The sequence below is a fragment of the Brevundimonas vancanneytii genome (assembly GCF_901421975.1).
Taxonomy (GTDB): Bacteria; Pseudomonadota; Alphaproteobacteria; order Caulobacterales; family Caulobacteraceae; genus Brevundimonas; species Brevundimonas diminuta.
This window is the reverse complement of sequence record NZ_LR588407.1, coordinates 2771260-2784247: the sequence shown is the minus strand read 5'-3', so window position 1 is coordinate 2784247 and position 12988 is coordinate 2771260. Positions and strand designations below refer to the sequence as shown.

General features: G+C 66.4%; 11 protein-coding genes. 6 read left to right on the top strand and 5 right to left on the bottom strand.

Annotated features, from left to right (window positions below; all coding sequences use genetic code 11):
* Positions 1-62 precede the first annotated feature (62 nt).
* Positions 63-1061, top strand: a complete 999-nt coding sequence (locus FGL25_RS13775) for an LLM class flavin-dependent oxidoreductase (protein ID WP_138142015.1) — start codon at positions 63-65, stop codon at positions 1059-1061.
* On the opposite strand, the gene FGL25_RS13770 is transcribed toward FGL25_RS13775, so the two are convergent.
* The 5 genes from FGL25_RS13770 to FGL25_RS13750 form a co-directional block, all read right to left on the bottom strand.
* Positions 1053-1652, bottom strand: a complete 600-nt coding sequence (locus FGL25_RS13770; protein WP_354702824.1) for a class I SAM-dependent methyltransferase — start codon at positions 1650-1652, stop codon at positions 1053-1055. The genes FGL25_RS13775 and FGL25_RS13770 overlap by 9 nt on opposite strands.
* Before the next feature lie 226 nt (positions 1653-1878).
* Complete coding sequence (locus FGL25_RS13765) at positions 1879-2358, bottom strand: hypothetical protein (RefSeq protein ID WP_138142013.1); 480 nt, start codon at positions 2356-2358, stop codon at positions 1879-1881.
* Between the two features lie 48 nt (positions 2359-2406).
* Positions 2407-3555: a polysaccharide biosynthesis/export family protein gene (locus FGL25_RS13760; RefSeq protein WP_138142012.1), complete on the bottom strand. Its 1149-nt coding sequence runs from the start codon at positions 3553-3555 to the stop codon at positions 2407-2409.
* Between the two features lie 20 nt (positions 3556-3575).
* Positions 3576-4856: a glycosyltransferase family 4 protein gene (locus tag FGL25_RS13755; protein WP_138142011.1), complete on the bottom strand. Its 1281-nt coding sequence runs from the start codon at positions 4854-4856 to the stop codon at positions 3576-3578.
* Positions 4856-5851, bottom strand: a complete 996-nt coding sequence (locus FGL25_RS13750; protein ID WP_040344590.1) for a KpsF/GutQ family sugar-phosphate isomerase — start codon at positions 5849-5851, stop codon at positions 4856-4858. The genes FGL25_RS13755 and FGL25_RS13750 overlap by 1 nt, the downstream gene beginning before the upstream one ends.
* Before the next feature lie 177 nt (positions 5852-6028).
* On the opposite strand from FGL25_RS13750, the gene otsB reads away from it, so the two are divergent.
* The 5 genes from otsB to FGL25_RS13725 all read left to right on the top strand — a co-directional run bounded on the left by otsB (position 6029) and on the right by FGL25_RS13725 (position 12823).
* The gene (gene otsB / locus FGL25_RS13745) at positions 6029-6814 is read left to right on the top strand and encodes a trehalose-phosphatase (protein WP_138142010.1); all 786 of its coding nucleotides are present in this window, start codon (positions 6029-6031) and stop codon (positions 6812-6814) included.
* Positions 6811-8595, top strand: a complete 1785-nt coding sequence (locus tag FGL25_RS13740) for a glycoside hydrolase family 15 protein (RefSeq protein ID WP_138142009.1) — start codon at positions 6811-6813, stop codon at positions 8593-8595. Before otsB ends, FGL25_RS13740 begins: the two co-directional genes overlap by 4 nt.
* Entirely contained in the window at positions 8592-9989 is a 1398-nt protein-coding gene (locus FGL25_RS13735) for an alpha,alpha-trehalose-phosphate synthase (UDP-forming) (protein WP_138142008.1), read from the top strand. Before FGL25_RS13740 ends, FGL25_RS13735 begins: the two co-directional genes overlap by 4 nt.
* Before the next feature lie 255 nt (positions 9990-10244).
* Positions 10245-11393: an outer membrane beta-barrel protein gene (locus tag FGL25_RS13730; protein ID WP_138142007.1), complete on the top strand. Its 1149-nt coding sequence runs from the start codon at positions 10245-10247 to the stop codon at positions 11391-11393.
* Between the two features lie 296 nt (positions 11394-11689).
* Positions 11690-12823 (top strand): capsular biosynthesis protein, encoded by a 1134-nt coding sequence (locus FGL25_RS13725; protein WP_252970193.1) that lies wholly within the window; start codon positions 11690-11692, stop codon positions 12821-12823.
* Positions 12824-12988: the final 165 nt, after the last annotated feature.

Genomic DNA, 12988 nt, shown 5'->3' with positions numbered 1-12988 from the left:
ATAGACGATTGATCGTCACGGCCGGTATGGCGTCGCTGAAAAGCGGCCCCCATATCGGTCGGATGATCCCTCTGTCCATTCTCGACCTCGCCCCCGTGCCGGAAGGCTCCGACGTGGGGCAGGCGCTCGCCAACACCATCGATCTGGCACGCCACGCCGAACGGCTGGGCTACAGCCGTTACTGGCTAGCCGAGCATCACAACATGCCGGGCATCGCCAGCGCCGCGACCTCGGTCGTCATCGGCGCGGTGGCGGCGGCGACGAAGACCATCCGCGTCGGCGCCGGCGGGGTCATGCTGCCCAACCACGCCCCCCTGGTCATCGCCGAGCAGTTCGGCACCCTGAACGCGCTTCACCCCGGTCGGATCGACCTGGGTCTGGGCCGCGCGCCTGGCTCGGATCAGGCGACGGCGCGAGCTTTGCGCCGCACGCTTCAGGGCGACCACGACGCCTTCCCTCAGGACGTGATGGAGCTGATGCAGTGGTTCGCGCCCGCGACGCCGGATCAGCGCATCATCGCCAATCCGGGCGAGGGCCAGGCCGTGCCGATCTGGATCCTCGGCTCCTCGACCTACGGCGCCCAGCTGGCGGCGCACCTGGGGCTGCCCTACGCCTTCGCCAGCCATTTCGCGCCGGGCGAGATGATGCGAGCCCTCGACATCTATCGCCAGACCTTCCGTCCGTCGCCGCATCTGGAAAAGCCGTATGTCATGCTGGGCTACAACGCCTTTGTGGCCGAGACGGACGAGGCGGCGCGCCTGTTGTTCACTTCGGTCCAGCAGGCCTTCGTCAACCTGAGAACCGGCCGCCCCGGCAAGCTGCCGCCGCCGGTCGAGGGCTACTACGAACGGCTGGACGGCGCGGCGCGCGGCATGATCGACGCCGCCCTGGCCTGTTCGGCGGTGGGCGCGCCCGCGACGGCCAAGGCCGCCCTCGACGCCTTCATCGCCCAGACCGACGCGGACGAGCTGATGCTGACCAGCCAGATCTGGGATCCGGCCGCCCGCGTGCGCTCTTTCGAGCTGCTCGCCGCGGCGACCGGAGTAAAGCGCTCAGATTGACGAATAAGGCGCCTGGAAGCGGGCGATCAGGTTGGCTTCCTCGCCGAAGTGCGGATTGGACAGCAGGGCAGGCGGCTGCTGGTGTCCGCCATCTTGCCGACCAAATAGAGTCAGGCAGTCCAGCAGGTGGGCGTCGATCCAAGTGATGACTTCCTGAACGATCACGCCGCCGCCGCTGGCGGTGATGATGTCCGCGACGGCGGCGCCGGAGACGGAGGCCCCGCGGCTGTGATCATGATGCCCTTCGGGGAGCTGGCCTGCGGCGTAGTTGGAGTGGTGAATGAAGGCCGCCCCGCCCGGCTTCAGCTTCCTGAGAAGCTCAGGGATGTAAGAGTGGAAGACGTCGATCTCGGCATGAACCAGGGAATCGAACGAGAAAATGAAGTTATAGGCGCCGTCTTCCGCCGCAGCCAGCGTCATGCCGTCGTTGCTTTCGAAGCGCGCGTGCTGCGTTTTTTCGAACCTGGCTCGGCAGGCGTCGACGCAGGACTGGTTCAGATCGATGCCGAGGTAGTTCTCACACTGCGGAAGCAGGAAGCGCGTCCAGCGACCATGACCCGGGGCGATTTCCAGATTGTTCGCAGCTGGCAGCCGTCGATGCAGTCGGGGATAGAAGCTTCCGAACCATTGCGGCTCGCTGCCGCCCCAAGGAGCGCTCCATTCATCCCCAGCGCCAGGCCAATCATAGTCGGCACCCTACAGTGTAGCGTTCCAGTTCAAGTCGGGCATCAATCGCTCCGGGTTGAGAAAGGCCGTGAATGCAAGCTCTTGGAAGTCTAGGCGGATGAGGCAGTAGCGCCTGCTGCGCTCGCGTGAGTCAAGCTGGCTTGGATTGTCTCGAAGCGGTTGGAAGCGTCTGAGGGGAAGGCGAGGAGATTGGAGCGTCAAGAGCCGCAGGCGCGGTTTCAAACGCCTGCCAGGCGGCGCCGAGGCGGATGGAATCCGCCAGATCCTGGGCGATGGAAGGGTGGCTGCTCATGCGTTGCCGCAACCCGGAGCAGGCGCACAGGATCGCGGAGGCCTGGCGCACCTCCGCGTGTTCGGAGCGTGCTCCGATAGCCTCCAGGGTGGCGTAGCGCCACTCGCCGTCGGCGCTTTCATGGATCATGGCCCAACGTTCAGCGGCGCTGAGCTGCGCACCCAGCGCGACCCATGCATCGTCATGGCCGCGCGAACGATAGTGGCCTGAAACGGTGGGCAGGTCATGCCGCGCGTAAAGCCGCAGGGCGCTCTCTTCGATCGCCTGGAGCAGGGTTTCAAGATCTTCGCCGCCCGCCGCCTGCTCCATCCGCTGCATGTCGTCGCTATGCGAAGGGAGAGGCGAGGCGCGGGGCCGGAACATGACCTAGTTGACGTTCAGGGTGCTGGTGACCGAGACGTCGTAGACCACGCGGGTGATGCTCTGTACGAACTCGAAGAATTTGCGCATTTCAGCTGCGCCCGCACGAGGGGCGTAGATGATGTCGTCCGGCTCGATCTGGAAGTTGCTGGCGATGAAGAAGCCTTCGCCTTCGTTCAGGTTCAGGCGATAGACCACCGGCACGCCGCGTGACGTCGCCGGCTGCTGGATGCCCAGGGCCTGGGCGGTTTCCGGACGCTCAAAGCGGAAGATCAGCACCGACTTGGCGTCGGCCAGGTTGGAATCCAGGCCGCCGACGCCGCTGAGAGCCTCGGCCAGAGTCAGCGGGCCGGGCGGCAGTTCGCTACGCGCCACGGCGTTGAAGGCGCCGAAGGAGCTGAAGCGGCGGGGCTTGTAAACCAGATTCACCTGATCGCCGCGCTGCAGGCGGACGTTCTCATTGAACTCGGTCGTGACGATCGACATGGGGGCCGTATAGGTGCGGCCCTGGCGTTGAATCTGCACATTGACGTCGTAGATCGAACGCGCCGAACCGCCGGCGGCGGCGATGACGTCCAGGATGCGGTCGTGATTGGCCGACAGGGGCTGGCGCCCGGGAGTCCGCACTTCGCCCAGCACAGTCACGGCGTTGGAGGCGTTGCCCGCGACGGTGACGATCACCTGGGGGTTGGCCACCTTGCCGATCAGGGCGCGACGCACGGCGGTCGAGGCCTGGGCCGGGGTCAGACCCTCAACCCGCACGTCGCCAGCGAAGGGCACGGGCACCGCGCCGTTGCGGTTCACCACGAGCGGAGGGAGAGTCTGGTTGCCCGCGGGGGTCGTCGCGTTGGCGCTGATGCTGCCGAACAAACCGCCGCCCGGCTCAAAGATGCTGACGGCCAGGGTGTCGCCCACGCCGATCACATCGGACGGGGCGTCGCTGGAGGCCAGAGCCAGGCTGCTGAACGATGGCGGCGGCGCGGCCTTCATGCGCTCGCTCAGTTCGAAGTCCAGGTTGATCAGGGCGTAGTCGCCCGCCCGCTCAGGCGAGGCGGCGCCTTCCACCACATTGCGGCCAGACGGCCCATCGCGCGGCAAGGTGGAGCAGCCCGCGAGCAGGGCGACGATGATCAGGCTGGCGGCGGTTCTGGTCATGGTGACTCTGTGCAGTTTGGTCAGATGCTTACCCGCACGGCGTCGACACCGCCAGAGGGCGGCAGCACCTGTTGTTCAATCACCTGGAAATGTCGGTCCCAGGTGGGGGCGGAATAGGGGGGGGCGATCGGGGGCGTGCGCGTCCAGTCTTCGAGCGCGGCCAGCCAGCCCAGCCCGTCCAGCGGGTCGATCAGCCGCGCGTGCGGCACCAGTTCGCGGTGCGCGGCGATGTCCGAGGCGATCAGAGGCACGCCCATGGAGCTGGCTTCGACCGCAGGCAGGTCGAAGCCCTCGACGGAAGAGGGGGCGACCACGGCGCGGGCGCCGCGCATCAGGGCGGACAGGGCGCAGTCCGGCAGGTTCTCGGCTTGGTGGACCAGACCCTGCAGGTTGGGCGAACGCTGCAGCAGGTCGAGCACCGCTTCATTCTCCCAACCGTAGCGGCCAACCAGGACCAGGCGGGGGGCTTCGGCGCCCATCCTTTCCTGCAGGCGGCGCCAGACGGTCAGCAGGAAGGCGAGGTTTTTGCGCGCTTCAATGGTGCCGACATGGATGAAATAGGGGTGGGCGGCGCCGACCACGACGCTGCCGTTCAGGGTCCGCTCCAAGCCCAGGTGGGCGACGTCCACCGGCGGCGTCGCCAGGCCCGAACGACCGGCGAAGGCGTGCAGTTCATCGGCGGTGTGCTGCGAGTTGACGATGATGCGCGAGGCGTGGCGCAGTACATTGACCACCCGGCGCTCATGCTTGGCGCGGTCGCCGGGGCGACAGAATTCGGGATGGGTGATGGGGATCAGGTCGTGCACCATGAGCACGCGCTCAATGCCCCCTGCGTTTAGGGAGGTCAGGATGTCTGGCGTGTTCAGGCTGGTGTGGCCGACATTCAGATAGGCGCGTGCGGCTGGCGGCGCCTTGACGCTGCGGGTACGGAAATACTGCTTCCAGGCCCGGTGCTTGATGCGTTTGGGCGGCGTTTCCGTATCGGGAACGTGGCCGATGACGGAGGCGCCGTTGTCACGCGAGCGCAGGGCGGCGAACAGGCGCTGGGCGTCGGGGCTTAGGTCGTGGACGGCGCCGGGCCCGCTCCAGCGCGCCCGCAGTTCGGCGAGCCGGTCGCGGAACCACTCATTGTCGACGCGCGCCAGCTGATCGTGGCGCGCCCGGACGGGCACCATCCGATAGACAGGGTGTTCGATCAGCCATTCGGCGTAGGCCAGGCAAACGCGGTCCACGCCAGTCGGAGCGCTGCGTTCGGTACGGCTGAGCAGCCGGCTGGCGTCGAACAGAATGTCCTCAGGCATCAGGACACATAGCCCGCCTGCATCAGTTCGGCGATATGGATGATGGCGACGGGGCGGCGGTCATCGACCACGAACAGATTGCTGATCTTGTTGGCGCTCAGCAGGTCGACCACGTCGCTCATGCGGGAGTCCGGATCGACCGTGATGGGGCTGCGGCTCATGATGTCTTCCGCCCGGACGGCGCTGACGTCGCGGGTGAGGGCGCGGCGCAGGTCGCCGTCGGTGATCATGCCGGCCAGGGCCCCGTCGGCGGCCAGGACGGCGACCGCCCCCTTGCGCCCTTCGGTGATCGCCGAGACGACGGCGCCGAAGTCGGCGTCCAGGGGCACGCTGGCCGGAGCGGCGGCGTTGTCGCCCATCCACTCGCGTACGGTCTGCAGGCTCATGCCCAGGGCGCCGCCGGGATGGTGCAGGCCGAAATCTTCCCGCGTGAAGCCGCGTCGGTCCATCAGCACCATGGCCAGGGCGTCGCCCATGGCCAGGGACATCAGCGTCGAGGTCGTCGGCGCCAGGCCGTTGGGGCAGGCCTCGGCCACCTTGGGCATGGTCAGGCATACGGCGGAATGACGGCCCAGGAAGCTCTGGGGCCGCTGGGTGACGCCGATCACCGGAATGTCGTTGCGCGCGCAGAAGATCAGCGGATCGCGCAGTTCGCGGCTCTCGCCCGAGTTGGACAGCGCCAGCAGGGTGGTGTCGGGGCGCAGCATGCCCAGGTCGCCATGGCTCATCTCGGCCGGGTGGACGAAGAAGGAGTTGGTGCCCGTCGAGGCCAGGGTGGCGGCGATCTTGCCGCCGATGTGGCCCGACTTGCCCATGCCCGTCACCACGACATAGCCGGGGCGCGACAGGATGATGTCGGCCGCGCGCGCGATCGAGGAATCCAGCGAACGTTCCAGCGCCTCCAGCGCTTCTATGTTCAGGCGCACGACTTCGCGCGCCCGGTCGGACATGGCGGCGAGTTGTTCAGGAGAGGAAGGAACGGAGAAAGCAGTCATGACGGCTCCAGGCGCCGGGGCCGCTTCTGCGGCTCTATCGTAGCGCAGTGGCAAATGCCTCATTCGAGAGTTCGGCACAATGGCGCCGTCGCGGGTGAACGAACGATGAATAGCGACAACCATTCCAGGCGTCATGCGTTGCCGTAGGGTCCACGCATAGAAAGCACTCTGAAACGCATGTCTTCTGCACAGGGGTTTGCGCGCCCCCCACTGCCTGCGCCGCCGAAACGTCTGAGCGGAGCGGCGCTCTTCCTTGATCTGGACGGGGTTCTGGCCCCGCTGGCGCCGACGCCGGACGCCGTGGGACCGGAACCGCGTCGCACCCGGACGGTCGAACAATTGACCCACGCTCTGGGCGGCCGGGTCGCGGTGGTCAGCGGCCGCACCCTGGCCGAGATCGACCGGATCGTCGACGGGGCGGCGCGTGCGGCCTCGGGCGTGCACGGGCTGGAACGTCGCCGGGCAGACGGCGTGCTGAGCGCCCGCGACCCTGCGCCCTCGGTAAAGACGGCGCTGGCCGCCTTTCGCGACTTCGCCGAGGCTCGCCCCGGCGTCCTGGTCGAGGACAAGGGTCTGTCTGCCGGGCTGCATTTCCGTCAGGTGCCGAGCCAGGCCGATGCGGCCCTGACCTTGGCGACCGCCCTGGCCGGCGAAACGGGTCTGGCGCTTCAGCCGGGATCGATGGTGCTGGAGCTCAAGACGCCCGGCTCGGACAAGGGCACGGCCGTCGCGGCCTTCATGGCCGAGGCGCCTTTCGTGGGCGCCACCCCCGTCATGGTCGGCGACGACCTGACCGACGAGGCGGGCTTCCGGGCGGCGGAAGCTCTGGGCGGTTTCGGCGTTCTGGTCGGGCCGGATCGGCCGACGGCGGCCCGCTATCGGCTCGAAAACGTGGAGGCGGTGCTCGACTGGCTCGGCGCCCTGGCCTCGGCCGCCGTAGAGGAGAAGGAGGCGCGCGCATGACCCCCAACCTGGATCTGGCCCCCATCGGCAATTGTTCGGTCAGCGCCCTGGTCGATCGGCAGGGGCGGTTCGTCTGGGCCTGCGCGCCGCGCATCGACGGCGATCCCGTCTTTTCCGCCCTGATGGACGGGGCCTCGCCCGAGCACGGCTTCTGGGCTGTGGAGTTGGAGGGGCAGGTCGCGGTCGAACAGGCCTATGTCCGCAACACCGCCGTCCTGCGCACCGTGCTGACGGCGGCGGACGGCGGGGCGGTCGAGATACTGGATTTCTGTCCGCGGCATCTGAAGCACTCGCGCATCTATCGGCCGATCGCCTTTGCGCGCGTGATCCGGCCTCTGTCGGGCGCGCCGCGCGTCACCATGCGTCTGCGCCCGTCGACCGACTGGGGCGCGCGGGCGGCTGAGCGCACCTCGGGCTCCAACCACATCCGCTATCTGTGCAGGGATGTGACTTTACGCCTGACCACCAACTGCCCGGTCAGCCACGTGTTGAACGAACGCGCCTTCCGCCTGGAGGAGGAGATGGCCTTCTTCCTCGGCCCGGACGAGGGCTATGATCAGTCGGTGCTGGCGGGCGTCACCGCCGCCCTGGACCTGACCATCGCTCACTGGAAGCACTGGACCCGCACCCTCTATCTGCCGCTGGATTGGCAGGAGGCGGTGATCCGCGCCGCCATCACGCTGAAGCTTTGCGTCTATGAAGAGACTGGCGCCATCGTCGCCGCCATGACGACCTCCGTGCCGGAGTTTCCGGAGAGCGGACGCAACTGGGACTATCGCTACTGCTGGATCCGCGACGCCTACTATACGGTGCGGGCGCTGAACCGTCTGGGCGCGGTGGACATCCTCGAGAGCTATCTCGGCTATCTGCGCAACCTGGTCGACGCCTCGGCGGGCGGTCATGTTCAGCCGGTCTATGGCGTGGGTCTGGAGCCCGCCATCGTCGAGCGCATCGTTGACAGCGTCGAAGGCTATCGCGGCATGAAGCCGGTGCGTGTCGGCAATCAGGCGCACGAGCACCTTCAGCATGACGTCTACGGCCAGATCGTCCTGCCGCTGGTGCAGGCCTTCTTCGATCACCGGCTGTTGCGTCCCGGCACGATTGAGGATTTTCGCGCGTTGGAGAAGGTCGGCGATCGCGCCTTCGCCATGCACGACCAGGTTGACGCAGGTCTGTGGGAGTTCCGCACCATCGCGCGGGTGCACACCTATTCCTCGGTCATGTGCTGGGCGGCCTGCGATCGTCTGGCCAAGGCGGCGCATCATCTGGGTCTGGACGATCGCTGCGAGTTGTGGTGCGAGCGTGCGCGCATCATCCGCGAGCGCATCGAGGCCGAGGCCTATCTGCCGGACGAGGGCCGCTTCGCCGCCAGCTTCGGCGGGACGGAGCTGGACGCCTCCCTGCTGCAGATGACGGACCTGGGCTTTCTCGACGCCCATGACCCGCGTCAGGTGAAGACCTTTGAGGCGGTCGAACGCGATCTGAAGCGCGGTCCCTATCTGTTCCGCTACATCCACCCCGACGACTTCGGCGAGCCGGAGACCGCCTTCAACTTCTGCACCTTCTGGTACATTGAGGCGCTGGCCCTGAACGGTCGGGTCGAAGAGGCGCGCGTCATCTTCGAGGAGATGCTCAGCCGCCGCACCCATGCGGGCCTGCTCAGCGAGGACATCGCGATCCAGGACGGCGAACTGTGGGGCAACTACCCCCAGACCTATTCCCTGGTGGGCATCATCAACTGCGCGGTCCTGCTCAGTCGTTCGTGGACGGATGCGCGATGAGCCGCCTGATCGTCGTCTCCAACCGCGTTTCAGCGCCCAAGGATCCGGCGGCGGGCTCGGCCGGCGGTCTGGCCATGGCTCTGTCGGCGGCGCTGCGCAAATATGAAGGTCTATGGTTCGGCTGGTCCGGCGAGACGGTCGAGCATTTCACCGGCGAGTTGAATATCGAGGACCGTGCGGGCGTCGCCGTCGCTACCGTCGATCTGGAGCCGCAGGATGTGGACGAATACTACAACGGCTACGCCAACAAGACGCTGTGGCCGCTGTTCCATCATCGTATCGACCTGACCGCCTATGAGCGGTCCTACGGTGAAGGCTATGAACGCACCAACCGCCGTTTCGCCGAAGTGCTTCAGCCGCTGCTCCAGCCTGACGACGTCATCTGGATCCACGACTACCACATGATTCCCATGGCGCGGGATCTGCGACGGCTGGGGGTGAAGAACCGCATCGGCTTCTTCCTGCACACGCCCTGGCCGGCGCGTCAGCTGCTGGTGACGTTGCCGCATCACCGGCGGCTGGTGGAATCCATGTTCGACTTCGACCTGCTGGGCTTCCAGACGCGCGAGTGGCTGGGCCTGTTCCAGCGTTATGTCGAGGTCGAGGCGGGAGGCAAGGTGCGGGCCGACGGCCGGGTCGAGGCCTTCGGCCGCAGCGTTCAGACGGGGGCTTTCCCCATCGGCATCGATGTGGACGGCTTCCTGGCGGCGCGCGACTCGCCGCTGGGGCGACGGACCTATGATCGGATGTCGGCTTCGGCCGCCTTCCGTTCTATGATCGTCGGCGTAGACCGGCTGGATTACTCCAAGGGGCTGGAGCAGCGCCTGCTCGGCTATGAACAGTTCCTGGAGGACAATCCCCAACTGCGCAGCGAGGTCTTCCTGCTGCAGGTCACGCCGATTTCGCGGGACGAGGTGGATACGTATCAGGATATGCGCGTGCGCCTGGAAGCTCTGGCTGGGCGGGTCAACGGCGCCTACGCCGACATGGACTGGCAGCCGATCCGCTATCTGAACCGCACCTTCCGCCGCGACCAGCTGGCGGGGATCTATCGCGCGGCCAAGGCGGGGCTGGTGACGCCCCTGCGCGACGGCATGAATCTGGTGGCCAAGGAGTATGTGGCGGCGCAGGATCCTGAAGACCCCGGCGTCCTCATCCTGTCGCGCTTCGCAGGCGCCGCCGAACAGATGGGGGAGGCGCTTCTAGTCAATCCCTTCAGCCGCGAGGAGCTGTCCGAGGCGATCCAGAAGGCCCTGACCATGCCGCGGGAGGAACGGATACGGAAATGGAAGGCCCTGATGAAGGTCGTGCGCGACACTGACGTCGCCCGCTGGCGCGACGACTATGTTCAGGCGCTGATGGCTGCGTCGCAGTCGAAAGAAGGGTCGCATTAGGCTCTCTTGCTAGCGGTCGTCGCCATGATCGTCGCTTGGATGAAAGGGCCGGTTCATCGACCATTCATCCTTGCTGACACAGTGAAGCCGTATTGCCCCGGTGCGGGGCGGCAACCCGATTTATGTTGAAATGGCGCCACAGTGGACACATTCAACGCTCAAATGGGGAACCGCTGCACTGCAATATCGTTCGGCTTTCGAGCGCCTTCGCGGTATCGCATGGGCTTTCGGATCAACTAAGAGTGTGAGGACACCATGAAGCTGAAACTTCTGGCCAGTGTCGCTGCTGCGGGGCTGTTCGCAGCCGGCGCTGCATCGGCTGAGCCCGATGGCTGGTACGGCGCGATCGACGCCGGCTACCACATCATCGACGACATCAACACGGAAGCGTCGACGACCGGCCACAACTGGAACTGGGAAGTCAACGACGGCTGGGCGGCTTTCGCTCGCCTTGGCTACCGTTTCAACCCGAACTGGCGTGTTGAGCTCGAAGGCGGCTACCGCTCGGGCGACATCGGCAAGGTGCGCGCTGTCTCGGGCCCGAACGGCCTGTGCAACCTGACCCCGGCCACCGGCCCGTGCCATTCGCCGGAAGGCGACATCGAGTCGACGACTCTGATGGCCAACGTCCTGTACGATTTCGGTTCGCCGGACTGGACCATCCGTCCGTTCGTCGGCCTGGGCGTCGGCGTGAACCGCGTCAACGTCGACACCATTGGCCGTCTGCGTCAGAACCCGGGCGTCACCTTCACGGCTGACGACAGCTCGACCAAGTTCGCCGCTCAGGCGATCGCCGGTCTGGCCTGGGCCGTGGGCGACCGCGCCAACATCGACCTGACGTACCGCTACCTGACGGGCGACATGGAGTTCGACACCACGCAGTCGGCCGCTCCGGCCTTCGGCACCCTGTCGGGCGACTACGACCAGTCGCACACCGTGACGCTGGGCCTGCGCTATGCGTTCGGCGCCGAGCCGGCGGCTCCCCCGCCGCCGCCGCCTCCGCCGCCGCCCCCGCCGCCGCCTCCCCCGCCGCCCCCGCCGCCGCCTCCGCCGCCTCCGGCCAAGCCGGCTGCGCGTCAGTTCGTGGTCTACTTCGACTTCGACCGTTCGGACCTGACGGCGGAAGCCCGCTCGGTGGTGACGCAAGCCGCCAACTACGCCAAGTCGGGCGCTCCGACCCGCGTGCTGGTCGTCGGCCACACCGACACCCAGGGCGCTGCGGCCTACAACCAAGGCCTGTCGAACCGCCGTGCGCGCACCGTGGCTGACGCCCTGGTCGCTCAAGGCGTCAACGGCGGCGTGATCTCCCTGGACGGCAAGGGCGAGACCCAGCCGGCCAAGGCCACCGGCGACGGCGTGCGTGAGCCGCTGAACCGCCGCGCCACCGTCGACATCAACTTCTAAGGCTCAAGGGGGCCGGTCGTGATCGGCCCCCGAAACCTTGGTCGATTGATTGATCAGGCCGCCGAACTCGACCTGAGTTCGGCGGCTTTGATTCAAGAGCTTATGTTACAGACCGGCTCTCGTTTCGCCTTGCCAAGAATCCGGCTCGGCTATTAATAGGGTCTGCTTTCGAAAGATATCAGCGTTTGCTCGCGCCCTTTGATCCTGACCAGACAGACGCAGGTCTTCACACTGCAGTTGATCTGACCGGCCGTCGCTTCCTTATCGTGTCCGCGCCTTTCGGCCGTTTCGGGCGCGTGTTGGCGCATGCCATTGAGGCGCGTGGCGGCGAGGTGCAGCGCATGTTGTTCAACGCCGGAGATGTCTCGAACTGGGGCCGTTCGGGCGGTCTGCCTTTCCGCGAGGGAGCGGAGCTGTGGCCAGAAAGATTGGCGGTTCTCGAGGCCGAGTTCACTGATATCATCGTGTTCGGGGAGGGCGGTCCCTATAATCAGGGCGTCCTGAATCAGGCGAGCCGGTTGAAGGCGCGCGTCTGGGTTCTCGAGAACGGTTACTTCCGCCCTGACTGGATCACTCTGGAGCGCAATGGGGTGAACGGCTCCAGCGCCTTGCCGCGTTCGGCGTCAGGTTATCCGCCGCCGCCGCCGGAACTGCCGGTCTCGCGCCCTGTCGGCAAAATTCTGCCGCACCACGTCATCAACATCAGTCTCTACCATGCGGTGCAGCCGCTGGGGTGGTTGCTGTTTCCGCGCTACCGCCATCATTACTCTGCCTCGCCATGGCGGCAATGCCTGGGTCACGTTCGCCGCTATCTGGGGCTAGGCGTTGGGCGGCAAGGCGCCAGCAACGCTGACCGCCTTCGGAGCAAGGGGCCTTTCTTTATCGCCTGCTTGCAGCGTGACGGCGACGCCCAGTTGCTGCGCTATTCCGACATCCACGACAATCTGTCCTTCCTGGCGCGGGTCATGGACAGTTTCGCCGCCGGCGCGCCGGCGCACAGCCGCTTGGTCGTCAAGAACCATCCTCTTGACCCGGGCATCGTCAATCTCGCTCGTGAGACCCGCCGGATGGCCGAGGCGCGCGGGCTGAGGGGGCGCGTCGACTTCATCGACGGCGGCAATCTGGCCCAGCTGTGTCGAGCGTCGGAAGGCATGGTGGTCAACAACTCCAGCGCCGCCTTGTCGGCTCTGGGGTTCGGTACGCCGGTCAAGGTGTTGGGTCAGGCCTTCTTCGACTTCGAGGGACTGACGGATCAGCAGCCCTTGGATGCCTTCTGGCAGGCGCCGCGTCCCGCGGAACGCCAGCTGTTCGCCGCCTTCCGCGCCTATGTGATCAATCGCACCCAGATCAACGGCAATTATCATGAGCCGCGCGTCATGGCGGCGACGGCCGGGCGGGTGGCGGACGCTCTGGCGACCCGGCTTATTTAGGTCGCTGAAGAGCCCTTTTTTCGGTGTGGCGCCCAAGCCACCCCGAAGCGCTGTCATCATTCTGTCATCTAGCTGTCGCCCGAGCGTCGGACGGGGGGCCTAAAGCCGCCTCATCAATGACCGCGCGGATCGTCGTTCTGGCATCTGGCGTCGTAAAGGGATCAC